Genomic DNA, 22,850 nt, shown 5'->3' with positions numbered 1-22,850 from the left:
GGTCACCTCCCCGCCCGTGCCCACGGCGTGAGCACCCGTCCGAGCAGCAACAGCAGACCGTCCGCGAGCACCGCCAGCACGACAGTGCCGATCAGACCCGCGAGGACCTTCTCGGTGTGGTCGGTCTGGTAGCCCTCGGTGAAGAGCTGGCCGTAGCCGCCGAGGCCGACGAGCGCGCCGACGCTCACCATGCTGATGTTCGACACCGTCGCGACGCGCAGGCCCGCGATCGTGACCGGCAGCGCCAGCGGGAAGTCGACGGTGAGGAACCGGCGCAGCGGCCGGAACCCCATCGCGTTCGCGGCGGCGGTGACGTGACCGGGCACGGACGAGAGCGCGTCCGCGACCGAGCGCACCATCAGCGCGATCGTGTAGATCACCAGCGGCACGATGACGTTGATCTCGTCGAGGATCTTCACGCCGAGCAGCACCGGAGTGATCACGATCAGCGCGATGGACGGGATCGTGAACAGGATGTTGGCCAGCGGGAAGAGGATCGCGCGGGCCGTCTGCGACCGGCTCGCGAGCCACCCCAGCGGGATGGACAGCACGAACCCGATCAGCACCGGCACGAACGAGAGCCGGAGGTGCACCTCGGTGACTTCCCAGAACCTTTCCCAGTTCTCGAAAATCCAGGTCACTTCGGGACCTCACCCGCCGCGCGGGCCTTCGCGAGCGCCCTGATGACGTCGTCGGCCCGCACCACACCCATCACGGCACCGCTGTCGTCGACCATCACGCCGAGCGCCGACGGCGAGCTGAGCGCCGCGTCGAGCGCACCGCGCAACGTGCTGCCGTCGTACAGCGAGCCGCCGGAGATCAGGTTCTTCTCGCTGACCTCGATCTCACCGTCCACACCGGACAGCCAGCCCTTGGGCCGGTTCTCGTCGTCGACGACGAGGGTCCAGTCCGCGACGTTGATGCGCTGCCCGAGCTTGGCCGTGTCGATCGGGTGCACGGGCACGTCGGCGTGCAGGAACGTGAGCGTGCGGTAGCCGCGGTCCCTGCCGACGAACGAGGCCACGAAGTCGTTGGCGGGCGCGGCCAGCAGCTCCGTCGGCCGCGCGTACTGCGCCAGGTGCCCGCCCGTCTGGAACACGGCGACGCGCTCGCCGAGCTTGAGCGCCTCGTCGATGTCGTGGGTGACGAACACGATCGTCTTGTCGAGTTCCGCTTGCAGGCGAAGGAGTTCGTTCTGCAGGTCCTCGCGCACGACCGGGTCGACCGCGCTGAACGGCTCGTCCATCAACAGCACCGGAGGGTCCGCCGCGAGCGCACGGGCGACGCCGACCCGCTGCTGCTGCCCGCCAGAGAGCTGGGCGGGGTAGCGCTTGCCGAAGTTGGCGTCGAGCCCGACGATCTCGAGCAGCTCCGCCGCACGGGTGCGGGCCTTTCGTCTGTCCCAACCGGACAGAAGCGGCACCGTCGCGACGTTGTCCAGCACGGTCCGGTGCGGGAAGAGCCCCGCCTGCTGGATCACGTACCCGATGCCACGCCGCAGTGTCGGCGGGTCGACGGTCAGCACGTCCTTGCCGTCCACCAGGATCGTGCCCGAGGTGGGGTCGATCATGCGGTTGACCATGCGCAACGAGGTCGTCTTGCCGCAGCCGGAAGAACCGACGAACACCGTGATGGTGCCCGCCTCGACCGTGAGGTCGAGCTCGTCGACAGCGATGGTCCCGTCCTCGAACCGCTTGGTGACGGCCCGGAACTCGATCACCCTTCGGATCCCTCCGGTCGTGACGGTCTCCCCGATTCGGACCGCCCTGGATGCAGATCAGTGTGACCTTAACTCGTTCGGCGTACCCCGGCACAGCGTTCCATGATGTGACAGCCCGTATGGTTTACCGCTTGTGACGATCGACCAGGTTCGCCAGTTGGTGACGGAGCGCGGCATCCACGCCCGCAAGCTCCGCGAGGTGTTGTCCCTGCTCAGCGAGGACTGGCACCCGCTGGCCGAACTCGTGCGCCTGCCCGCGGTCCCCCGCCGCACGGTCCAGGACCTGCTCAAGGCACTCGGCGACGACGCGGAATCTTCAGAGGATCGTTACCGCATCGCGCCCGGTGTCGTCGCTTCCTACCGCGCGGAGTTCGGCGTTCCCGGTGTCCGCGATCACACGGACGTGTTGCGCCAGATCCTGGTCGACATCGCCGACGTCCCTCCGCCGCTGTCCTCGTTGGACCACGTGCAGGCCACCGCCGAGACCGCGCTGAACCGCGCGGTCTGGCTGGACTCCACCTACGACCTCGCGGGCAAGCGTTTGCTGTGCCTCGGCGACCACGACCTGACGTCGCTGGCCGTCGCGGCGGTCAACCCGCACGTGTCGATCACGGTCGTGGACCTGGACGAGCGGCTGCTGGAGTTCATCGACTCTCGCGCGGCCGCACGGAAGCTCGACGTGCGAACGTTGCACTGCGACATGCGTTTCGGGCTGCCGTCGTCGGTGCTGGAGTCCTTCGACCTGGTGTTCAGCGACCCGCCCTACACGCCGGAGGGCATGGGGTTGTTCGCCGGGCGGGCGATCGAGGCGCTGGCCGACATCTCCGCCGGCCGGCTGCTGCTGGCCTACGGGTTCTCCGACCGGACGCCCGCGCTGGGTTTGAAGGTGCAGCAGGAACTGCAGAAGCTCGGCCTCGTGTTCGAGGCGATCCTGCCCGCGTTCCACCGGTTCGACGGTGCGCAGGCGATCGGATCCGCCGCCGACTTGTACGTCTGCCGGCCGACCGGGCGCCGCGCGGTCTCCGGTGGCACGAGAATCTACACGCACGGCGCGCAGTCCGTGGAGTCTTCTGGCCCGTCCAAGGAAGCTCTCGCCGCCTTGTCGGAACTCGCGCCACGGCCGGAGTCCTCGCCGCCGCCGAAGCCGCGCCAGGCCGGGTGGGCCGAGCCGGTCGGCAAGGGTGCGGCCTCGTTGGCCGTTGACCTGTCGGCGGATCCCGGTCCTTGGCTGTTGCGGACGCTGCTGGCTTCCTCGCCGGCGCGCCTGGCCTGCCTGGTGCCGAACAACCATCCGGCGGTGTCCTCGGAGGCCGGGCAGAAGGAGCTGCAGTCGCTGGTGCGGACGCGGTTCTCGCTCAAGTTCCTGCGCAACAACCCGGACAGCAAGACGACGATCGTCGTCGCCGACCAGGTGCTCGCCGGGACGTTGTCGGTCGGCGACCGGGTGGTGCGCGAGATTCTCATGAAGGCGCACGGGAAGTTGCGCAACGTGTGGCGGGAGGCGTTGATCAACGGATCGTCCGGGCTGCTGACCAAGAACCAGGCCAGGGAGATCGTCGACAACGCCGGGGTCACCGAGGAGGACCTGGAGCTGCGGCTGATCGATCTGCCCAAGCACCGGGTCGCGGCGGTGCTGAAGGCGGCGGAGAGCAGTGCGCAGTACCTGGAGCCGCCCGCCTAGCCCGCCCGCGGGATGTGCAGCGGACCGAGGGCGAGCACCGCGCGGAACTCCTTCGGCGGCACCGGACGTGAGAACAGCCACCCCTGGTACGCGTCCACGCCGACACCGCGCAACACGTGGAACTGCGTCGCCGTCTCCACACCCTCGGCGACGCACTTGCGTCCCATCGCCCGAGCCATGTCCACCACCGCGCGGGCAACGGCGAAGTCCGAGGAGTCGTTGCCCACACCGGAAACGAACCGCCGGTCCACCTTGATGATCTGCGCCGGCAGGTCCTTCAGCCGGGCCAGCGACGAGTAGCCGGTGCCGAAGTCGTCGACGGCGAACTGCACGCCGCGCTGCACCAGTTCGTCCATCGACTGCCGCACGCGCGACGGCAGGTCGACCAGGGCGGTCTCGACCAGTTCCAGGACCACGCGGTCCCAGGGCACGCCGGACTCCAGGATCGCGTTCGACACGATGTCCACGAACTCCGGGTCACCCGGCACCAGGCCCGCCAGGTTCACCGCCACCGACACGGGACGGCCGTCGGGCGCGGGCCAGGTCGCGGCCTCCTTCAACGCCGTCCGCAGCACCCACCGGTCGAGCTCGCGCATCAGGTCGCCCTGTTCGGCGACCGGCAGGAACACGTCCGGCGGCAGCAGACCGCGGTCGGGGTGCGGCCAGCGCACCAGGGCCTCCGCGGTCAGCACCGCGCCGTCGACGCCGACGACCGGCTGGAAGTGCAACGCCAGACCGTCGTGCTGCAACGCGTCGCGCAGCTGGCCTTCGAGGTGCACCTGGCGGTCCGCGGAAGCGATCAGCGCGGCCGAGGCCAGCGACACGCGCCCGGCACCGTTGCGCTTGGCCTCGAACATCGCCGCGTCGGCGAAGCGGAGCAGGTCCGCACCGTTCGCCCGCGACCCGTTCGGCACCGCGGCACCGATCGAGGCGGAGACCCGGACGAGCTGCCCGTGCACCGGAACGGCCGTGCGCAACAACGACGCCACGCGGGTCGCGAGAGCGTCGACGCCACCGACCGAGTCGATGTCCTCGCAGATGATCACGTACTCGTCGCCCGACAGACGCGCGGCCGTGCAGCCGTCCGGCAGGCCGCCCTCCAGCCGGCGTGCCAGAGCCACCAGCAGCTCGTCGCCGGCGTCGTGGCCGAGGGAGTCGTTGACGCGCTTGAAGTTGTCGATGTCGCAGAAGAACACGGCGACCTTGGACCGGCCCGGGCCGTCCAGCAGCTTGCCCAGCATCTCCTTCACCAGCGCGCGGTTCGGGAGGCCGGTCAGCTCGTCGTGCGTTGCCTGGTGGCGCAGGGCTTCCGCGGTGCGGCGGCGCTCGGTGATGTCGAGGAACACGATCAGCCAGAAGCGGCGGCCGTCGTCCTGCACCGACAGCGCGATGTGCAGTTCGCAGTAGACCTTCTCGCCGTCGGGGCGGACGAGGATGCGCTGCGGGATCTTCTGCGTGCGCTCGGCTGCCCACTGCAGGCCCGGTGAGGTGTCCTCGGGGTGGGTGAGCTGCTCCGCGGTCATGCCGCGGAGTTGCTCCAGTTCCATGCCGAGGAGGTCGCACAACGCGTCGTTGGCGTCGACCAGGCGCTCGGCCTCGTCGAACAGGCCGATGCCGACGGGCGTGACCGACACCAGGTCGGTGAAGCGCTGCGAGGAACGCTTCATGCGAGCCTCGGCCGCGCGCTGTTCGGTGACGTCCTGGGCGGTGCCGACCGCGAGCTGCTTGCCACGCGGGTCGTGGACGATCATGCCGTGGCAGCGGAAGATCCGGGTTGAGCCGTCGTGACGGACCACACGGTGCTCGAACTGCATCGCGATCTCGTCCACGATCAGCTGGCGGCACAGGTCGTCGACCCAGCCGCGGTCCTCCGGGTGCACCAGGTCGAGGTACGCCTGGTAGCTGCCGTCGAGTTCCGCGGGCAGGCCGAAGAGCTCGCGCAGCATGTCCGACCACACGACCTCGCCGGTCGCCGGGTTCCACTCCCACATGCCGAGGCGGGCCGCCTGCTGCGCGTCCGCCAGTCTTCTGCGGTCGTCGCGCATCTGACGTTCCAGCGCACGGGCTTCGGTGACGTCCTGGATGGTGCCGTGGTAGCGCTCCACCCGTCCGGAGGACGAGATCTCGGCGCGGGCGCGGCAGATGTAGACGCGGTCGCCGATCTCGCTGCGCACCTCGACCTCGATCGGGGCGTCGTCACGGGTGTGCAGCAGCCGGTGGCGGAGGTCCTTGACGGCTTCCCTGTCGTCCGGGTGCACGCCGCTCAGCAGGTCGTCGTCCGGGGTCATGCCCAGCTCGGCGTACATCTCCATCAACACTTCGCTGCGGTGCACCGCGCGCGTGCCGGTCTCGTAGGCCCAGCTGCCGATGCGGGCGATGCGCTGGGCTTCGAGCAGCCGCGCGCGTTCCTGGGCGAGCTCGGTGGCCGCGCGCTTGGACTCGGTGATGTCGCGGATGTAGCCGGTGATCTTGTCGAGGCGGCCGTCGTCGTCCAGTCTCGCCTCGGCGACACCGCGGATCCACCGCAGCTGGCCGTCCGGGCGCACGATCCGGTACTCGATGTCGATCGGGTCGCCGGTGATCTCGCGGCCCTGCCAGTACGACTCGACCATGTCGTAGTCGTCCGGGTGCACCACGTCGAGGACGGCCTGGGCGCCGGGCACGACCGCACCGCGTTCGACGCCGAGAAGTTCGTAGTGGGTGTCCGACCAGACGGTCAGACCGGTCTCGGGGTCGTACTCCCACGACCCCAGCTCCGCGACCCGCTGAACCTTGCGCAGCCGGCGCTGTTCGTCGCGCAACGCGTCCGCGGCGGCGGCGAGATCGGAGACGTCGATCAGGAGGACGGCCTGCAGTCCCGTCCCCGGGACGGCGTGCCGTGCCACGCGCACCGGCAGTTCCGTGCCGTCGCAGCGCAACAACCGCAGGTCAGACTGGTTGCCCAGGAGCAGCTCGCCCAGCGGGTGCCCGACGAGGTCGTCGGCTCCCTGTGCGCCGGCCAGCTCCACGGCGGCGGGATTGGCCTGCATGACGACGCCCTTGATGTCGACGAGCAACGACGGCGCGTCGGGCAGGGTCAACCCGTCCAGCGTCACCGGAGGCTTGGCAGCCGTCCGTGCACGGCCGTTCACCACCGTCGCGCGTCCTACCCACTTGGGCACCGGCCCACCCTCTCCCGCATCTGCCGCCCGCGGCAATTCGGGTGGGCACGACAACGGCACCCGAACGGCGGCAAACACGAACCCTCTCCTCGGGTGAACACCCGAGGAGAGGGACGGTAGCGCTTCAGAGCGTCATCGCCCACCCCTTGACGGGTTAACGAAAAACCACGTTCGTGGTTCCGGTACCCACCAACTTGCAAAAGGGTGGCAAATGTTCGGGCTGGATCAGGCGACTCCGTCGGCCTTCGCGGCCACGGCCACAGCCGCCGCGACCTCGGGTCCGACCCGCGGGTCCAGTGCGGACGGAACAATTCGGTCTGGACCCAAATCATCTTTCGCAACGGCCAGAATGGCATCGGCGGCCGCGAGCTTCATGCCCTCGGTGATCCGCCGCGCACCCGCGTCGAGCGCCCCGCGGAAAATGCCGGGGAACGCGAGCACGTTGTTGATCTGGTTCGGGAAGTCGCTGCGGCCGGTCGCCACGATCGCGGCGTGCCTGGCGGCGACCTCCGGGTGCACCTCGGGGTCCGGGTTGGACAGAGCGAACACGATCGAGTCGCTCGCCATGCTCGCGATCAGGTCCTCGGACACCTTCGACGAAGACACGCCGATGAAGACGTCCGCGCCACGCAGAGCCACGTCGATGCCGCCGTCGAGGTTGCTGGAGTTGGTGACCGCCGCGATCTCCTCCTTGACCGGGTTGAGACCGGCGCGACCGGTGCGGACGATGCCGCGCGAGTCGAGGAGGGTGATGTCACCGGCACCGGCGGCGATGAGGATCTTGGCGATCGCGATGCCCGCGGCGCCCGCACCGGAGATGACCACCCGCTGGTCACCGATGTGCTTGCCGAGCACCGTGTTCGCGCCGTTGAGCGCGGCGAGCGAGACGACGGCGGTGCCGTGCTGGTCGTCGTGCATGACCGGGCAGTCGAGCGCCTCGATCAGCTTCTGTTCCAGCTCGAAGCACCGCGGGGCGGACACGTCCTCGAGGTTGACCGCGCCGAACGACGGGCGCAGCCGGACCAGGGTCTCGACGATCTCGTCCACGTCCGTCGTGTTGAGCACGAGCGGGATGGAGTCGAGGCCGCCGAACGTCTTGAACAGCGCGGACTTGCCCTCCATGACGGGCAGGGACGCGCTGGGGCCGATGTCACCGAGGCCGAGCACCGCGGTGCCGTCGCTGACGACGACGACCAGGCGGTGCGCCCAGGTGTACTTCGCGGCGAGGCTCGCGTCCTGGGCGATGGCCCTGCTCACTCGGGCGACACCGGGGGTGTAGGCGATGGACAGCGCTTTCGGGTCAGCGAGCGAGGCGGTCGCGCCGACCTCGAGCTTCCCGCCCAGGTGCGCGTTGAAGATCTCCTCGTCCGTCAGCTGCGTCGGATCGGAGTTCTCGGTACGGGCTTCGTTCACTGCTGTCACGGGGTCCCTCCTGCGGTGCGGGCGGCGTAGTAGCCCAACGTGGGCTCATCACCAGACGGCGCACCGGCCCAGCGTTGTCACGCCGGGTGCACGGGGCCTGGAAACTCGGTCGAGGCCCTCCGACGAGTTGCGTCGGAGAACCTCCCGAGTGCTGCGGGTGACGGAAGTGTGGCAGGGTCGCGCTCCGCTGTCTGCGGCGGGGATCACACTTTTTCCGCAGGTCAGAGGGCATGTAGCAAGACGTCCGTCCGGTTTTCTGCACCGACCGGTCGGTTTATGCAGGCAGGAAGCACCCGATCGGTCAAGAAACTTTGACGCCTTAGAGTGACGGCATGCAGGCGAGTTCGCTGAAAATTGACGGCGCGTTCGAGTTCATCCCCCGGACATTCCCCGACGACCGCGGCGTGTTCGTCTCGCCGTACCAGGAGGCCGCCTTCACCGAGGCGGTCGGACACCCCCTCCGAGTCGCCCAGACGAACCACAGCGTCTCCCGTGCGGGGACCATCCGCGGCATCCACTACGCGGACGTCCCGCCGTCCCAGGCCAAGTACGTCTTCTGCCCGCGCGGCTCGTTCATCGACGTGATCGTCGACATCCGCGTCGGCTCCCCGACGTTCGGCCAGTGGGAGGCCGTGCTGGTCGACTCCAAGAAGTGCAACGCCGTCTACCTGGCCGAGGGGCTGGGCCACGCGATGATCGCGCTGGAGGACGACACGACGATGAACTACCTGTGCTCCACGGTCTACAACCCGTCCGGCGAGCACGGCCTGACCCCCCTCGACCCCGCGCTGGACCTCCCGTGGCCGCGCGAGCTCGAATTCCTGCTCTCGGAGAAGGACACGGCCGCGCCGACGCTGGCCGAGGCCTACGAGGCGGGCGTGCTGCCGCGCTACGAGGACTGCCTGGCGCTGTACGCGTCCCTCAAAGCCTGAGCCTGGGCCTCGGCCACAGTCGGGCTTTGACGACTCCGAGCACCTCGGCCGGCCCGAGTTGCTCGGAGTCGGTGCTCGCAAAGGGGTTGTCGCCCACCACGTGCCACCCGCCGTCCACTGGGTGAGAGGCCCGCTTGATGGACAGTTGCTCCGGCCGGTGCGCCCATTTCACGAGCACGACGTCACCGGCTTTGGCCCGCGCACCCCATCTGACCAGCACGATGTCGTCGTTGCGCAGCGCGGGGACCATCGACGGCCCTTTCACGAGCACGGTGGAGAGGCGCGGTCTCAACGATCACCCTTCGGTCAGCCGGAGTAGGGTCTTCTTGTCGGAGCATCCACTGTTTTCATTCTGGGAGGAACGATGCGACTCGTGTCGCGCATTCTCCGCCCGCGCGTCGAGGCAACCGCGCACTGCGACCTGCCCTGCGGCGTCTACGACCCGGCACAGGCCCGCATCGAGGCCGAGTCGATCAAGGCGGTGCAGGAGAAGTACCAGGCGAACGAGGACCCGGAGTTCCGGGAGCGTGCCGTCCTGATCAAGGAGCAGCGCAGCGAGCTCGTCAAGCACCACCTGTGGGTGCTGTGGACGGACTACTTCAAGCCGCCGCACTTCGAGAAGTACCCCGAGCTGCACGACCTCTTCAACCGCGCCACCAAGGCCGCGGGTGCGGCGGGCACCAAGGGCTCGATGGACCCGGCGTCGGGTCAGGCGCTTCTCGACCTGATCGCGCAGATCGACAAGATTTTCTGGGAGACCAAGCAGGGCTGAGCCCTTCCTGGCTTTCTCGCGAACGGCGCCGCTCCCCCGGGCAGGGAGCGGCGCCGTTCTGCGTTTTCCGGGCAACCCGCGCGTCGCGGCGTGGGATGTGACCAGACGCACAGGGTTCCGGGTCCTTCTTCAGCGTTACGCGGCGTCAGCCACCTTGCCGGTCACCTCGAACCCGACACCGGTGGGCGAGCGCCCCTCGAACTTCAGCTTGACCTGCTCCTCACCCTCGGCCTCGGCGTCGGTCACAGTCGGCACGACGACCTCCACGCTCGTCTGCCCCGGCGGGACGGACACCCACAGCTGAAGCCCGGTGGAGGACAACGGCCGCGAGGGCAGCGCTTCCTCGCCCGAGTTCTGGAAGAACCACTCGGCATCAACGTCCGTTGTGGACAGTTCTCCGACGCCAGGTGCCAGCGGCAGTCCGACCAGGGTGAAGCTCGAGTCCGCGGCCTCCGACAAGGTCAGCTTCCAGCGCAGCGCACCGCCCTCGCCCACGCTGTCGGCGACCGGGGCCACCGTCAGCTTCGGGGCCGGGTCGTCGTCGCGCACCAGCAGGGCGCCGAACGCGGCGCCGATCACGGCGTTGTCGATCGCCACCACGCCGACGGGATAGCGGGTGCTGGGACCCCACTTCGTGTTGGCGGTGTAGGTGATCGGCACGTCCACGCGGTGCTCACCCGGCTTCAGCGTCACGAGCTTGGTGACCGGGGTGTTCGTCGTGTCGTTGTAGAAGAGCCGGACGGTTCGGGTGCCGTTGCCGGTGGCGGTGACGGCGACGTTGTGCGTCACCGTGCCCGAGTTGCCCTCGTCCACCGAGGTCACGGTGGCGTCGACGCGACCGAGACGGGCCGGCACGACCGGGACGAGACCCTTGTCCCAGCCGTGGGCGTCGATGAGCAACGCCTCGCCCGAGGCGGACTCGGGGACCAGTTCCAGTGCGGTCGCCTTGCCCACGCCCGCGGGCAGCGGGACGCGGACTTCCTGAGCCCACAACGCACTGAGGCGCGCGGTGCCGGGAAGACCGGTCACCGACACCGTGCCCAGCGAGCGCTTCTGTCCATTTTGGTCGGTCACGGAGATGGCGAAACGCGTGGCCGGGGCGTTTGCCGGAACGGCCAAGCGCAGCGCGAGTTCCTTCGAACCGTGCAGCGACACCGGCGTGGCCGGGCTGACCACGGCCGCCTGACCCGCAGCCGTCCACTTGAGCGCGATCGACTGGCGCTCCGGCTGGGAGGAGGCGAAGCGGAAGCGGACGAGGTGCGGCGAGCGGACTGCACCGCACGCGGCCGCCGGATCCGTGGAGACCTGGGCGCACACCCTTGCGCTGCCGGAAGCCTGTGTGTCCAGCGAAGGCACGACGAACGGCTTGCGGTCGCCGCCGACGGCGTGCGAGAGGACGCGCGCAGGGTCGGCGGACGGGGCGCGGACGCCGGAGCCGTCGAGCAGCGGCAGGACCGACTCGTCGCGGGCGAGGAACAGGTGTGCCGACGCCGCGATGTAGGTGGCGCCCGCGGTCTGCTGCTGGTCCGCGGTCAGGCGGGTGGCGGTTCCCGGCGCGCACACGGCGTCCGGCTGCTCGCCCGGCCAGAAGTCGTCGAACGCCGGCGCTTCGGCCTGGCCTGGCGTCCATTCGCTGTTGAAGTAGTTGTGGTTGGCGCCGACCATGTACAGCGCGCTGTGCAACGCGGCACCACGGCTGACGCCGCGGGTCTGGTCCACGAACATCTGCCCCTGCAGGTCGGACACGTCACCGTCGCAGCCGGGCAGGAACGTCACGGACGGCACGTCGGGCTGCGGGTTGTGGCCGAAGATCGTCGGGCCGATCAGCACGTCACCGCGAATGTTCCAGCGCACCGGGCCGCTGAAGCCGGTGTCGCCTGGCGGCGGGTTGAGGCTGTCGGTCGCTGCGCGGTTGACGCCCTCGCCACCGCGGGAGTGGCCGACGAGCAGCACCTTCGACATGTCAGCCGGCGGCGCGGACTTCACTGCGGCGGGCGCGGACGAACGCGCTGCGCCTGCCCAGTCCGCCCACTTCGTCAGGTGGTGGCGCACCAGGGAGGAACGACCCTGCGCGCCCGCGTCGATGGTCGCGGCGTCCTGGGCGTTGATGCCGTTGGCGGAGATCGAGACGGTCACGTAGCCCTGCGAAGCGAGCAGCTGCTGCGCCTTCAGGTAACCGCGGTGGCTCGGCACGGCGGTCAGCCCGGCAGGGCAGGGCCAGCTCATGCCGATCTGGTTGGGATTCGTCTTGCTGTAGCAGGTGAAGTGCCTGCCGTGCAGGAACAGCACCAGCGGCCGCTTGCCGGGAGCGTCCTTGGGCGCGACGACGACGGCGTCCATCTCGATCGGTGCCGCGTACTCGGGCAGCTTGATCGGGTCGAGTGCGTACTCGCCCGTGCTCGTGGCGTACGGGCCCGGCTTGCCGGGATCGGCCTGTGCCTGCGGCAGCAACGCGGGGAGCTCCGGCGCGGCGAGGCTCGCCGGTGGCGCGGGCTCCGCGACGTCCAGCCGGCGCCCCGCCGACCGCACCTGCAGCGCGGCGGGATTCGCCGGCTTGGCGTCCAGCGTGAACGTGCGGAGGTCCGCCGACTCCCTGGCGGTGCCGAGGATCCGGTCACCTTCCCAGAACTCGACGCCCGCGTCCGTCGGTGGCATCGGAGCGGGAGCTGTCCACCGGATCACGTCGCCGGCGACGCTCCATCCCGGTGCGGGCGACGGCGGTTCCGGCGCGGCCGAAGCCGGCAACGACGGTAGGACCGCGACGAGCAAAGCAGATGTGAAAAGCGCGACTGTGCGGCGCATGTGTGGGTCCCCCTCTGAAGGACGATCCACTCCGTTCTAGCGACGCCGCACAGCACGCGGCACACGGTTTCGCCCGGAATCCGCCAATCAAAACGACAACCCGACCTGAGTATTACGCCGTCCGGCCCAGCAGGCGGGGATCACCCTCGCTCATCAGCGGAGCTCGGCACGAGGTCAGTAGTCCCTGACGTCACGCTCGTTCTGGCGCAGCTTGTTCCAGGTGGAGGTCAGTTCGGCTCTGATGCGAGCGACGCGAACCCCGAAGGCCTCGCGGATCTCTTGGGCATCTACTTCGTCGGGGGCGCCGTGGTCGGGGTGATCGGCGGTCATGGCGGCCGGGATACCTCGCAGGGGCACTGCCCCAAACGTGGTTCCCGTCACTCCCTAGGATCGAACAGGTGAGCACCCACCTCTACCTGCTGCGTCACGGCCAGACCGAGTGGTCCGAGAGCGGCAGGCACACGGGACGCACTGACATCGAGCTGACGCCAGAGGGCGAGCAGCAGGCACGCCGCGCGGGCGCCACGCTCGCCCGGCTGCGGGGCACGGACCGGGCGCCCGCGCTCGTGCTGACGAGCCCGCGGCAACGTGCGACCAGAACCGCCGAGCTGGCCGGGCTCGAGATCACCGCGACGACCGAGAACCTCGCGGAGTGGGACTACGGCGACTTCGAGGGCATCACCACGCCGCAGATCCGCGAGCGCGTGCCGGGGTGGACGGTGTGGTCGCACCCGATGCCGAACGGCGAGACGCACGCCGAGGTCCAGGAACGGGCCCGCACCGTGCTCGCCGAGGTGCGCAAGATCCTGCCCGGCGGCGACGTGGTGCTCGTGGGGCACGGCCACTTCAGCCGAGTGCTGATCGCGGCGTGGCTGGGACTGGCGCCCGACCAGGGCGTCCACTTCGGACTGGACCCGGCCGGCACCTGCCAGCTGGGCGACGAGCGGGGCGACCCGCAGGTGCGCAGGCTCAACGTGCCTGCCTGGGAGGTGTGATGATCCGGCGGGTGGAACCGAGTGACGTCGACGCGGTCGTGAAGCTCGTGCACGAGCTGGCGCTGTACGAACGGGCGCCGGAGCAGTGCCATCTCACCTCGGAACAGTTGCACACCGCGCTGTTCAACGAGACCCCGGCGCTGTTCGGCCATGTGGCCGAAGTGGACGGTCAGGTCGTCGGGATGGCGTTGTGGTTCCTCAACTTCTCGACGTGGGACGGCGTGCACGGCATCTACCTCGAGGACCTCTACGTCACGCCCGAGCAACGCGGCAACGGACTGGGCAAGAAGCTTCTGGAAACACTTGCCCAGGAGTGCGTCGCCAAGGGCTACACGCGTCTGCAGTGGTCGGTGCTCAACTGGAACGAACCTAGTATCCAGTTCTACAAATCTCTTGGTGCCAACCCAATGGACGAGTGGACAGTGATGCGAGTAGCCGATGAAGCGCTGCAAAAGCTCGGTTCTTCACTCTGAAGGTTGACAGAAGGTCTCGAAAGGCTCACGAAACAGTCATTCCACACAGGACGAGTGCACGGTGCTGGCAGCGTCCCCGCACGCCGATCCCCCGGCACAAGTAAGCGTGGAAAGAAGGAAGACCGTGTACGAAGACTCCGGAATGAGCACCGGATCCCTGATCTTCAGCCTGGCTTTCGCCCTGCTCGTCATCGCCGGCATGTGGGCCACGTTCAGCAAGGCCGGCAAGCCTGGCTGGGCCGCCATCATCCCGTTCTACAACATCTACGTGTGGCTGAAGGTCGCCGGCCGTCCTGGCTGGTGGCTGATCCTGCTGCTCATCCCGATCGTGAACTTCGTGATCTCGATCATCGTGTCGCTGGACGTCGCGAAGTCGTTCGGCAAGAGCGGCGTGTTCGGGTTCTTCGGCCTGTGGCTGTTCGGCTTCGTCGGCTACCCGATGCTCGGCTTCGGTAGCGCGCAGTACCGCGGCCCGGCCGCAGCCTGATCACAGCTCGACCAGGCCGGGTCTGTACTTCGGGCCCGGCCTTCACTATGGTCAGTGATGAAATCGTTTTCAGAACGTTTCAGACGCCGAGTTGCCGCCGCCCTCGACGCAGGACGAGGAAGGACATCTCAACGATGAGGCGTCGACTGACCGGCGCGTTCGTCGCACTAGCGGTGGTCGTGGCACCGGTGGGCGTGGCGAAGGCGGCCAGCTTCAACGTCAAGGACTACGGCGCGAAGGGCGACGGCAAGGCGATCGACTCGGTCGCCATCGACAAAGCCATCGCCGCGGCGTCGGCGGCGGGCAACGGCGTGGTCGAGATCCCGCCGGGCACCTACCTGTCGCGCTCGATCCACCTCAAGAGCAACATCACGATCAACATCCAGCAGGGCGCGCGGATCGTGGCGTCCGGCAGCGGCATCGACGCGCCGGAGCCGAACCCCACCTACCGCAAGTACCAGGACTTCGGGCACAGCCACTTCCGCAACGCACTGCTGTGGGGCGAGAACGTCGAGAACATCAACTTCACCGGCAAGGGCGTGATCGACGGCGCCAACAAGCTGGAAACCGGCGAGAACATCCCTGCGGGCAAGGGCGACAAGATGCTGTCGCTCAAGTTCTGCAAGAACGTCAACATCACCGACGTGACGTTCCGCGAGGCCGGCCACTTCGCGATCATCACCAACGGCTGCAACGGCATGAAGCTCGACCGCATCACGGTCGACTCCCCTGACGACCGCGACGGCATCAACTTCATCAACAGCTCCAACGTCGAGCTGTCGAACTCGACGATCATCTCCAGCGACGACGCGGTGGCGTTCAAGAGCGACTACGCGACCGGCAAGACCTTCCTGAGCGAGAACAACATCGTCCGCGACTCGACCATCCAGTCGACGGAGAACAACGCCGTCCAGTTCGGCTCGGAGACCTGCGGCAGCTTCAAGAACATCCAGTTCCGCAACCTCAAGGTCACCGGCGCCTCGAAGGCGGGCCTCGGCATGGTGTCGATGGACGGCGCGGTCATCGAGGACGTGCTCTACGACAACATCCAGCTCACCAAGACCGCCTCGCCGATCTTCATCCACATCGGCAAACGCGGCCGCTGCCCCGGCAACCCTCCCGCGGGCAAGATCCGCAACATCACCTACCGCAACATCACCGGCACGAACCTGACCGCGCCGCGCGACATCCCCGGCGACCCCGAGTACGCGTCGACGATCTCCGGCCGCGCGGACTCGAAGATCACCGGTCTGACGTTCGACAACGTGCGGCTGACGGTGCCGGGCAACCACAAGGAGTCGGACGCCTCGCGCGTGCCGCCGGAGGTGTCCGGTGAGTACCCGCCGCGGATCTTCGGCGTGCGACCGGCGTTCGGGTTCTGGATCCGCAACGCTTCCGACGTGAAGTTCGTGAACAGCACCCTGGAGTTCGACAGGGGCGACGGGCGACCCGCGTTCACGACGGACAGCGTTTCCGGCATCTCCCTGAACGGGGTGAAGGTGGAACGGAGCACCGGCGCGAGCGATCTGCTGTGGCGCAAGAGCAGCGGAATGTCGGTCACGGACAGCACGTCGACGTCAGGGCAGGCGCTGCGGGCGAGGACGAGCTAGTGGCGCGACCCGGACCGTTGGCTGGGTGATTCACGCTCAGCAGGGCACCTCGCGGCACCCGTCTGACCGCGAATTCGCCCGGCAACGCTCCGGGCCACGCCACTAGATGATGACGCCGACAGCGCCGTAGGTGGAGGCGTCCGCCGCCGCAGACGTACCGGGCAGCTCGCCGTCCGCCCTCCAGTGGGCGGCGAGCACCAGCCCCGGCTCCAGCAGCTTGAGCCCGCAGACGAAGTCCGCCACGTCCTGCTTGGTGCGGGGCACGATCTCGGAGCCCATGCCGTCGGACAGGTCGACCAGCTGGTCCACCAGACCCGGCTCGACGTCCTTCGTCAGGTGCGTCAACGCCAGCACGCTGCCCTCGCACAGGGCGGCCCGGTAGCGCGCCACCATCCCGGCGGGCTCGTCGGTGATGTACGGGAGGATGCCGACCATCAGCACGGCGGTCGGCTTCGTGAAGTCGATCAGGCGGCGCGTTTCCGGGTGGCGGAGCACCGCGCCCACGTCGCGCACGTCGGCCTGGACGATGGCGGCACTCAGGTTGTCGCGCAGCATCGTGCGGGCGTGGGCCACGGTAACCGGGTCGTGGTCGACGTAGACGACGCTGCAGGACGGGTCGATGGACTGGGCGACCTCGTGGACGTTGCCGGCGGTCGGGATGCCGCTGCCGAGGTCCAGAAACTGGCGGATGCCCATCTCCTCCACGCACAGGCGTATGACGCGGCGGGAGAAGGAGCGGATCGTGCGGGCCATCTCGGCTACCGGAAAGCGCTTGATGCTCTCCTCGGCCAGGGCGCGGTCAACCGCGAAGTTGTGCGCGCCGCCGAGGTAGTAGTCGAACAGACGGGCAACATTTGGGCGTTCTGAATCGCCGTTTGTCGTCACCCGCTTCGGGCCGTCCTGCACTGCGCACCTCACCCTGCTCCCGAGCGGCGCGAACGCTGGCAGCACGGTAACCGGCTACTCCGTTCGTGTCCATCCACCATTTAGTGAACACGCACGGTGATGGCCCCCGGCCGGAGCCGAGGGCCATCGCAGGGTTACCGCTGATCAATCAGGGTGTGTCACACGCCCGCGGTCCGCCGGATCCAGTCGCGGTAGGGGGCGTGGTTGATGCTGGTGTAGTTCGAGACGGTCTCACGGTTCGAGGTCGACGCCACGCCGACCTGACGGCCGTTGGCGAACATCGGGCCGCCGGAGTCTCCACCTGCAGCGATGCCGTCGATGCGGTACACGCTGATCGCGACGCCACCGCGGTAGTCCCGACCGTTGGTGCTCGTGACCCGCGTGTTCGCGACCTTCAGGTAGCGGGACTGGCAGTTGATCTCCGGCTGGTTCCTGCAGGTGGCGCCCCAGCCGTAGAGCTGCACGGTCTGGCCGTTCTGAACGCTCGCGACGAGCGGGGAGAACGGGCCGGACATCGACGGCGTCACCTTGACCAGTGCCAGGTCGGCCGACGAATGCTTGATGACCTGAGTACCGGTCACCATCTCGCCGCCGGACGTCTGGTCCAGGCTGCCCGCGCGGAACGTGTACCTGGCGGAAGTCGACGCCACGCAGTGCTCAGCGGTCAGGATCCACTGAGGTGCGATCTTCGTCGCCGAGCAGTTCTCCCGCCCGTTGGCGAACAGACGCGCCGCGTAGGGGAAGTTCGACGCGTAGCTGCCACCGATGATCATCGGCGACATTTCCGGGTCCTCGGGGGCGGCCGAGGCCGTAGCAGGGGCGAGGGAGAGCGCCGCCAGGAGGGCGCCCGCGATCGCGGTCAACAAACGCATGGTTGGTCACCTCTTGAGTGCAGGGAGTGGTTAAGCAACCACGCACAGCTTCACTCGATCGTGTGACCGTGACCACCCTCCGTTAGTCGGCTTTGTCGCCTTCGTTCACATCGGCCAGGCCCATGGCCCACTGACGACCGTCGCGGGTGAACAGCAGCACGAGCACGACCACGCAGTAGATGCCGCCCAACGAGCCGAGAAGCTGCTGTTCGGACGGCCCGTACGCGTACCAGGCACAGCCCAGAAGCAGCAGCTGCGTGACGATGACGGGCGTGCGCGCGCCGTGGTGACCGCAGAACAACATGACCGACGCGAAGATCACCCCGCCGAACCAGAGCACGAGCACACCGGCGGCCCCGAGTATCGGGCCCGCGGACGGGGCACCCTGAATCACCCGCACGACAAGCGCAACGGCCAGCGCGATCCCGCCCAGGCCCTGCAGCAAGGTGAGCACGGCGGCGGTGCGCACAGCGCGCGGCGGCGCCGGGGTCCCAGTGGTCACAGGAGACCTTTCCTCACGTTCTGTACTGGTCACGGATCGTAGGCCACCCGGTTGGAGGTCTCACTTGGCACGTCCGGCGAGGGAAGATCAAGGGGCCTTCAGCGAGCCGGCGGTCGTCCGGGGTGCACTCGGCTGCGGGCCTACGCGGTGCGAGCGGAAGGGAGATTTGCGCCACTTTCGTGAAGCTGGGGCCACCCTGAGGGAGGACATGCGCGCCGCTGACGGTCACGCACTGTCTTACTCTGCAGTAGTGCGCGCTCTTCTCGTGGTGAACCCGCAGGCGACTACAACCACGCCGGCAGGCCGTGACGTGTTGGCGCACGCACTCGCCAGCGACGTGAAGCTGGAGATCATCGAAACCTGCTACCGCGGCCACGCGGCGGACGCCGCGAGCCATGCCGCGGAGGACGGGTTCGACCTGGTCATCGCCCACGGCGGCGACGGCACGGTCAACGAGGTGGTCAACGGCGTCCTGCGTGGCGGCCCACGGCCCGACAAGCCGATGATCGGTGTCGTGCCGGGCGGTTCGGCGAACGTCTTCGCGGGCGCCCTCGGGATCCCGCGCGACCCCGTCGAGGCCACCCACGTCCTGCTTCAGTCGATCGAGCACGGCACCCGGCGCCGGATCGGGCTCGGCCAGGTCTTCGCGGACGTCATCGAGGGCGACAAGAGCCGCTGGTTCACCTTCAACGCGGGCATGGGCCTGGACGCCGACGTCGTCGCCGGTGTGGAGAAGAAGCGGGCCAAGGGCCGCAATGCGAGCCCTGCTCTCTATCTGAGCGTCGCTGTCAGGGCTTATGCGCAGAACGTCCGAAAGCCGCAGCACTTCACCGTCGAAGTGCCCGGAGAGCCGCCGTTCGGCGATGTCGGCATGGTGTTCGTCTCGAACACCGACCCGTGGACGTACTTCGGCGACAGGGCGATCCAGCTCAACCCCAGCACGTCGTTCGACGGAGGCCTGGGTCTGAGCGCGCTCAAGACCCTGCGCGTGCCCACCGTCGGCCGCTACATCGCCCAGGTCCTCGCCACCGGGAATCCCAAGGGCGGGAATCTCGTTCGGCGCGACGACGTCGGTTATGTAAGAGTGAAGTGCGAGGAGCCCGCCAACCTCCAGGTCGACGGTGATTTCCTCGGCACGACCACTGCGGTGGAGTTCCGGGCGGTCCCGGACGCGTTGACTGTTGCCGTATAAGCGGCTTGACGGTCCGTGATCGGTTCGTGACTGTCTCGGTACCCACCCGGGATGTACTGCAATCGAGCGACAGCAGAGCGTTAAACCCCAGGTGAACGCTGTCGATCTTTTGGGTGAGTTCACTCACCGGGTCAGTGCTAACCCCTTGACATCCCAGCCGTTCGTGAAAGCATTCACAAGCACCCCAAAACGACCGCTGACAACCGGCGTGCCCTTGTGCGCGCCTAGCTGAGGAGTAGTTCCAATGGACTGGCGCCACCGCGCGATCTGCCGCGACGAGGACCCCGAGCTGTTCTTCCCCGTTGGGAACAGTGGTCCCGCGCTGCTTCAGATCGCCGAGGCGAAGACCGTCTGCCGCCGCTGCCCCGTCGTCTCCGACTGCCTCGCGTGGGCGCTCGAGAGCGGCCAGGACGCCGGCGTCTGGGGCGGGATGAGCGAAGACGAGCGCCGCGCTCTCAAGCGCCGCAACGCCCGTACGCGGGCTCGCAGCAACGCCTGACCAGGCAGTTAGCCGCGAAGTTCAGCTAAAAAGTAGAGCCCGACACCGTGCCAGGTGTCGGGCTCTTCTTTTGTTTGCACACCCTCCCGCATGACCACGTGAGACCGCTGAGGCTGGTCGTCACGTGTGCACGGCGTTAGTTTAGCGCCGCCCTCTGAGCGGTACGCGCAGGACCGCCTCTGTACCGCCTCGGGGCCTTCGCCGCAAGCTCAACGAGCCTCTCAATTCGGAATCGACAAGGGTCCGAACGATCTGCAAACCGAGACGATCGGTGCGCTCCAGGGAGAAACCGGGCGGAAGCCCCTTCCCGTCGTCGGAGATCGTCACGTCGAGCCACTTGGCGGACCGCTCGGAGTGCACGACGACCTCCCCGCGCTGGCCAGGGGCGTAGGCGTGCTCGAACGCGTTCTGCACGAGCTCGGTCAGGACCATAACCAGCGGGGTCGCGATCTCGGCAGGGACGATCCCGAACCCGCCCTCGCGGCGGACCTTCACCTGGGTCTCGGTGACCGCCACGTCGCTCATCATCGGGATCACCTTGTCGACCACGTCGTCAAGATCGACTCGCTCGTCGACCGACATCGACAACGTCTCGTGAACCAGTGCGATGGAAGTCACACGGCGGACCGACTCGGCCAGCGCCTCCTTCGCCTCCGGGTTCGTCAACCTGCGGCTTTGCAACCTGAGCAACGCCGCGACGGTCTGCAGGTTGTTCTTCACCCGGTGGTGGATCTCGCGGATCGTGGCGTCCTTGGACATCAACGCGCGGTCACGCCGGCGCACCTCGGTGACGTCGCGGCACAGCACGATCGCACCTGCGGCCTGGCCACGTGGCCGAAGGGGCAAGGAACGGAACAGCACTGCGGCACCGCGCCGTGACTCGGCCTCCATGCGCATGGACGGCTGACCGTCCAGTGCCTGCCTTATGCGCTGAGCGACCTCGGTGGCGTCGAACGGGTCCCCGATCAGGCTGCGGGTCAACGGCGCCAGGTGCACGCCGACGAGGTCCGAGGCGTGCCCCATGCGGTGGTACGCCGACAGCGCGTTCGGCGACGCGAACACCACCGCACCGGACGGATCGAGCCTGATCAGGCCGTCACCGACGCGCGGACTGGTGTGCACGTCCGGCGACGGCTCGGGCGCGGGGAAAGTGCCGTCCGCGATCATCTGGCACAGGTCGGCCGCACTGCCGAGGTACGAGATCTCCAACGGCGACGGCACCCGCGGCACCGCCAGGTTCGTGCTGCGGCTCAGCACCGCGATGACCTGGGCGCCCAGCCGCACCGGGATGGTTTCGCGCCGCACCGGCACACCCAGGTGCCAGCGCGGGTCCTCCTCGCGGCAGATCCGCGACTCGTCGATGGCCCGGCGCAGCTGCGGGTGCTCCTCGGCGGCCACCTCGCTGCCGACGACGTCCTCGGGGTGCGCGGTCGGTGCCGTCGTCGGACGGGCCTGCGCGACGCAGAGGAACTTCTGGTTGTCCAGCGGCACGTACATGAGGAAGTCCGCGAACGACAGGTCGGAGAGGAGCTGCCACTCGGCGACGACCAGCTGGAGGTGGTCGACGGCGGCACCGGAGAGCTTCGTGTGCTCGGCCAGCAGGTCCGTGAGCGTGCTCAGAACTCCTCCATGTCAAGATGTCACTGTGTTCGTCTGGTCGGCTGGGCCGACCATTTTGAATCAGTGACCAGCAGGTCGGCCCAGCCGACGTGTGGGTGAAGCAGTTCGATCCTAGGAGACACAGATGTCGAAGCGTGCCCGCAAGCGCCGCGACCGCAAGAAGGGTGGCGCGAACCACGGGAAGCGCCCCAACGCCTGAGTGCTGCGAAAAGGCCTGGTCACCAGCTCGGTGACCAGGCCTTTACGTTTGCGGCCAGAGCTCAGCCCTCGCTGCGGATCTCCACGATCGTGGCGCGGATGCGCGCCTTCAGGTCCGACGGGGCGAGATCCCCGCCGCACTTGCGCGCGAGCAGCGCCTTGAGGTGCTCCTCCAGCCCGAACTGCTCCAGGCACGGATGGCACTCGTCGAGGTGCGTCTGCAGGGCCTGACGGCGCTGCTGGTCGCACTCCTGGTCGAGGAACAACCAGACCTCGGACAGGACCTCTGAGCAATCGGTGTCGTGGGGTTCGCCGCAGTTCATGACCCGTCTCCGTTGTTGCCTCGGAGGAAACCACGCTCACGTGCGACGTCGGCCAGCATGTCGCGGAGCTGGCGACGGCCCCGGTGCAACCGGGACATCACCGTGCCGATCGGGGTGCCCATGATGTCTGCGATCTCCTTGTACGCGAAGCCTTCGACATCGGCGAGGTAGACCGCGATCCGGAACTCCTCCGGCAACCGCTGCAATGCTTCCTTGACGTCGCTGTCGGGCAGGTTGTCGAGTGCCTCGACCTCTGCGCTGCGCAGCCCGGTCGAGGTGTGGCTCTCCGCCTGCGCCAGCTGCCAGTCAGTGATCTCGTCCGTAGGCTGCTGGAGAGGCTGACGCTGCTTCTTGCGGTAGCCGTTGATGTAGGTGTTGGTGAGGATCCGGTACAGCCACGCCTTGAGGTTCGTGCCTTCCGAAAAGGACTCGAACGCCGAGTAGGCCTTGAGGAACGTCTCCTGCACCAGGTCCTCGGCGTCAGCCGGGTTGCGCGTCATGCGCAAGGCCGCCGAGTACAGCTGGTCGAGCATCGGCATCGCGTCGCGCTCGAAACGCGCGGCACGCTCCGCCGTCGTCTCCGTTGTGCCGGTGGCGGGCACCGCGCTCCCTTCCCAATGGTCCTGGGTCGGTAGTGATGCTACGCGGGGCCGCTCGAGCATGTTCGTCACCACGTCCTGGGT

Annotated in this window: 23 protein-coding genes; 10 read left to right on the top strand and 13 right to left on the bottom strand. The window is 68.1% G+C overall.

Annotated features, from left to right (window positions below; all coding sequences use genetic code 11):
- Positions 1 to 2 precede the first annotated feature (2 nt).
- Positions 3 to 641, bottom strand: coding sequence for an ABC transporter permease (locus tag C8D87_RS14625; protein ID WP_112226961.1), 639 nt, complete (start codon positions 639 to 641; stop codon positions 3 to 5).
- Positions 638 to 1,720: an ABC transporter ATP-binding protein gene (locus C8D87_RS14620; protein WP_112226960.1), complete on the bottom strand. Its 1,083-nt coding sequence runs from the start codon at positions 1,718 to 1,720 to the stop codon at positions 638 to 640. The genes C8D87_RS14625 and C8D87_RS14620 overlap by 4 nt, the downstream gene beginning before the upstream one ends.
- A 133-nt stretch (positions 1,721 to 1,853) precedes the next feature.
- On the opposite strand from C8D87_RS14620, the gene C8D87_RS14615 reads away from it, so the two are divergent.
- A complete protein-coding gene (locus tag C8D87_RS14615) occupies positions 1,854 to 3,401 on the top strand; it encodes a bis-aminopropyl spermidine synthase family protein (RefSeq protein WP_112226959.1) in 1,548 nt (515 codons plus the stop codon).
- Here the strand turns inward: C8D87_RS14615 and C8D87_RS14610 are convergent.
- Positions 3,398 to 6,562: a sensor domain-containing protein gene (locus C8D87_RS14610; RefSeq protein ID WP_109639270.1), complete on the bottom strand. Its 3,165-nt coding sequence runs from the start codon at positions 6,560 to 6,562 to the stop codon at positions 3,398 to 3,400. The two genes, C8D87_RS14615 and C8D87_RS14610, sit on opposite strands and share 4 nt — an antisense overlap.
- 225 nt (positions 6,563 to 6,787) lie before the next feature.
- Positions 6,788 to 7,984 (bottom strand): NAD(P)-dependent malic enzyme, encoded by a 1,197-nt coding sequence (locus C8D87_RS14605; protein ID WP_411711361.1) that lies wholly within the window; start codon positions 7,982 to 7,984, stop codon positions 6,788 to 6,790.
- Positions 7,985 to 8,316: 332 nt separating this feature from the next.
- Between C8D87_RS14605 and C8D87_RS14600 the strand changes: the two genes are divergently transcribed.
- A complete protein-coding gene (locus tag C8D87_RS14600) occupies positions 8,317 to 8,916 on the top strand; it encodes a dTDP-4-dehydrorhamnose 3,5-epimerase family protein (protein ID WP_109639269.1) in 600 nt (199 codons plus the stop codon).
- Here C8D87_RS14600 and C8D87_RS14595 read toward each other — a convergent pair.
- The gene (locus C8D87_RS14595) at positions 8,906 to 9,208 is read right to left on the bottom strand and encodes a S24 family peptidase (RefSeq protein ID WP_267899855.1); all 303 of its coding nucleotides are present in this window, start codon (positions 9,206 to 9,208) and stop codon (positions 8,906 to 8,908) included. The two genes, C8D87_RS14600 and C8D87_RS14595, sit on opposite strands and share 11 nt — an antisense overlap.
- Before the next feature lie 72 nt (positions 9,209 to 9,280).
- Between C8D87_RS14595 and sodN the strand changes: the two genes are divergently transcribed.
- Positions 9,281 to 9,688 carry a superoxide dismutase, Ni gene (gene sodN / locus C8D87_RS14590; protein ID WP_109639268.1) on the top strand — a complete coding sequence of 136 codons (408 nt, stop codon included), beginning with the start codon at positions 9,281 to 9,283 and terminating at the stop codon, positions 9,686 to 9,688.
- Between the two features lie 135 nt (positions 9,689 to 9,823).
- Here sodN and C8D87_RS14585 read toward each other — a convergent pair whose 3' ends face one another.
- Both C8D87_RS14585 and C8D87_RS45875 read right to left on the bottom strand, forming a co-directional pair.
- On the bottom strand, positions 9,824 to 12,490 hold the full coding sequence (locus C8D87_RS14585; RefSeq protein WP_146771705.1) for an alpha/beta hydrolase family protein: 2,667 nt from the start codon (positions 12,488 to 12,490) through the stop codon (positions 9,824 to 9,826).
- A 174-nt stretch (positions 12,491 to 12,664) separates the two neighbouring features.
- Positions 12,665 to 12,820 carry a hypothetical protein gene (locus C8D87_RS45875; RefSeq protein WP_170166420.1) on the bottom strand — a complete coding sequence of 52 codons (156 nt, stop codon included), beginning with the start codon at positions 12,818 to 12,820 and terminating at the stop codon, positions 12,665 to 12,667.
- A 68-nt stretch (positions 12,821 to 12,888) separates the two neighbouring features.
- Between C8D87_RS45875 and C8D87_RS14580 the strand changes: the two genes are divergently transcribed.
- The 4 genes from C8D87_RS14580 (at position 12,889) to C8D87_RS14565 (ending at position 16,055) form a co-directional block, all read left to right on the top strand.
- Entirely contained in the window at positions 12,889 to 13,485 is a 597-nt protein-coding gene (locus C8D87_RS14580) for a histidine phosphatase family protein (protein WP_112226957.1), read from the top strand.
- Positions 13,485 to 13,958, top strand: coding sequence for a GNAT family N-acetyltransferase (locus C8D87_RS14575; RefSeq protein ID WP_112226956.1), 474 nt, complete (start codon positions 13,485 to 13,487; stop codon positions 13,956 to 13,958). The genes C8D87_RS14580 and C8D87_RS14575 overlap by 1 nt, the downstream gene beginning before the upstream one ends.
- A gap of 142 nt (positions 13,959 to 14,100) precedes the next feature.
- Positions 14,101 to 14,445, top strand: a complete 345-nt coding sequence (locus C8D87_RS14570) for a DUF5684 domain-containing protein (protein WP_109639368.1) — start codon at positions 14,101 to 14,103, stop codon at positions 14,443 to 14,445.
- A 134-nt stretch (positions 14,446 to 14,579) separates the two neighbouring features.
- Positions 14,580 to 16,055, top strand: a complete 1,476-nt coding sequence (locus tag C8D87_RS14565; protein ID WP_170155134.1) for a glycoside hydrolase family 28 protein — start codon at positions 14,580 to 14,582, stop codon at positions 16,053 to 16,055.
- A gap of 102 nt (positions 16,056 to 16,157) precedes the next feature.
- On the opposite strand, the gene C8D87_RS14560 is transcribed toward C8D87_RS14565, so the two are convergent.
- The 3 genes from C8D87_RS14560 to C8D87_RS14550 all read right to left on the bottom strand — a co-directional run bounded on the left by C8D87_RS14560 (position 16,158) and on the right by C8D87_RS14550 (position 18,335).
- Positions 16,158 to 16,961 carry an SAM-dependent methyltransferase gene (locus C8D87_RS14560; protein WP_233442088.1) on the bottom strand — a complete coding sequence of 268 codons (804 nt, stop codon included), beginning with the start codon at positions 16,959 to 16,961 and terminating at the stop codon, positions 16,158 to 16,160.
- Between the two features lie 158 nt (positions 16,962 to 17,119).
- Positions 17,120 to 17,833 carry a S1 family peptidase gene (locus C8D87_RS14555; RefSeq protein ID WP_109639262.1) on the bottom strand — a complete coding sequence of 238 codons (714 nt, stop codon included), beginning with the start codon at positions 17,831 to 17,833 and terminating at the stop codon, positions 17,120 to 17,122.
- Positions 17,834 to 17,915: 82 nt separating this feature from the next.
- Positions 17,916 to 18,335 carry a hypothetical protein gene (locus tag C8D87_RS14550; protein ID WP_233439993.1) on the bottom strand — a complete coding sequence of 140 codons (420 nt, stop codon included), beginning with the start codon at positions 18,333 to 18,335 and terminating at the stop codon, positions 17,916 to 17,918.
- A gap of 250 nt (positions 18,336 to 18,585) precedes the next feature.
- On the opposite strand from C8D87_RS14550, the gene C8D87_RS14545 reads away from it, so the two are divergent.
- A complete protein-coding gene (locus tag C8D87_RS14545; protein WP_109639260.1) occupies positions 18,586 to 19,527 on the top strand; it encodes a diacylglycerol/lipid kinase family protein in 942 nt (313 codons plus the stop codon).
- A 244-nt stretch (positions 19,528 to 19,771) separates the two neighbouring features.
- The gene (locus tag C8D87_RS14540) at positions 19,772 to 20,026 is read left to right on the top strand and encodes a WhiB family transcriptional regulator (RefSeq protein ID WP_015104912.1); all 255 of its coding nucleotides are present in this window, start codon (positions 19,772 to 19,774) and stop codon (positions 20,024 to 20,026) included.
- Positions 20,027 to 20,167: 141 nt separating this feature from the next.
- Here the strand turns inward: C8D87_RS14540 and C8D87_RS14535 are convergent, their stop codons facing one another.
- Positions 20,168 to 21,646 (bottom strand): sensor histidine kinase, encoded by a 1,479-nt coding sequence (locus tag C8D87_RS14535; protein WP_109639259.1) that lies wholly within the window; start codon positions 21,644 to 21,646, stop codon positions 20,168 to 20,170.
- 124 nt (positions 21,647 to 21,770) lie between these two features.
- Between C8D87_RS14535 and C8D87_RS49140 the strand changes: the two genes are divergently transcribed.
- The gene (locus C8D87_RS49140; RefSeq protein WP_096498094.1) at positions 21,771 to 21,845 is read left to right on the top strand and encodes a 50S ribosomal protein bL37; all 75 of its coding nucleotides are present in this window, start codon (positions 21,771 to 21,773) and stop codon (positions 21,843 to 21,845) included.
- Positions 21,846 to 21,906: 61 nt separating this feature from the next.
- On the opposite strand, the gene rsrA is transcribed toward C8D87_RS49140, so the two are convergent.
- Both rsrA and C8D87_RS14520 read right to left on the bottom strand, forming a co-directional pair.
- Positions 21,907 to 22,167 (bottom strand): mycothiol system anti-sigma-R factor, encoded by a 261-nt coding sequence (gene rsrA / locus C8D87_RS14525; RefSeq protein ID WP_109639258.1) that lies wholly within the window; start codon positions 22,165 to 22,167, stop codon positions 21,907 to 21,909.
- A complete protein-coding gene (locus C8D87_RS14520; protein ID WP_109639366.1) occupies positions 22,164 to 22,829 on the bottom strand; it encodes a sigma-70 family RNA polymerase sigma factor in 666 nt (221 codons plus the stop codon). The genes rsrA and C8D87_RS14520 overlap by 4 nt, the downstream gene beginning before the upstream one ends.
- Between the last annotated feature and the right edge of the window lie 21 nt (positions 22,830 to 22,850).

The organism is Lentzea atacamensis, from assembly GCF_003269295.1.
GTDB lineage: Bacteria > Actinomycetota > Actinomycetes > Mycobacteriales > Pseudonocardiaceae > Lentzea > Lentzea atacamensis.
The sequence above is the reverse complement of the archived record's forward strand: the minus strand, read 5'-3'. Positions and strand labels throughout refer to the sequence as shown.

Bases quoted from the DNA above. Each gene is read 5' to 3' on its own strand.
- C8D87_RS14600 (WP_109639269.1), top strand. From the start codon at position 8,317: ATGCAGGCGAGTTCGCTGAAAATTGACGGCGCGTTCGAGTTCATCCCC.
- sodN (WP_109639268.1), top strand. From the start codon at position 9,281: ATGCGACTCGTGTCGCGCATTCTCCGCCCGCGCGTCGAGGCAACCGCG.
- C8D87_RS14585 (WP_146771705.1), bottom strand. From the start codon at position 12,490: ATGCGCCGCACAGTCGCGCTTTTCACATCTGCTTTGCTCGTCGCGGTC.
- C8D87_RS45875 (WP_170166420.1), bottom strand. From the start codon at position 12,820: ATGACCGCCGATCACCCCGACCACGGCGCCCCCGACGAAGTAGATGCC.
- C8D87_RS14575 (WP_112226956.1), top strand. From the start codon at position 13,485: ATGATCCGGCGGGTGGAACCGAGTGACGTCGACGCGGTCGTGAAGCTC.
- C8D87_RS14570 (WP_109639368.1), top strand. From the start codon at position 14,101: ATGAGCACCGGATCCCTGATCTTCAGCCTGGCTTTCGCCCTGCTCGTC.
- C8D87_RS14565 (WP_170155134.1), top strand. From the start codon at position 14,580: ATGAGGCGTCGACTGACCGGCGCGTTCGTCGCACTAGCGGTGGTCGTG.
- C8D87_RS14555 (WP_109639262.1), bottom strand. From the start codon at position 17,833: ATGCGTTTGTTGACCGCGATCGCGGGCGCCCTCCTGGCGGCGCTCTCC.
- C8D87_RS14540 (WP_015104912.1), top strand. From the start codon at position 19,772: ATGGACTGGCGCCACCGCGCGATCTGCCGCGACGAGGACCCCGAGCTG.
- rsrA (WP_109639258.1), bottom strand. From the start codon at position 22,167: ATGAACTGCGGCGAACCCCACGACACCGATTGCTCAGAGGTCCTGTCC.
- C8D87_RS14520 (WP_109639366.1), bottom strand. From the start codon at position 22,829: ATGCTCGAGCGGCCCCGCGTAGCATCACTACCGACCCAGGACCATTGG.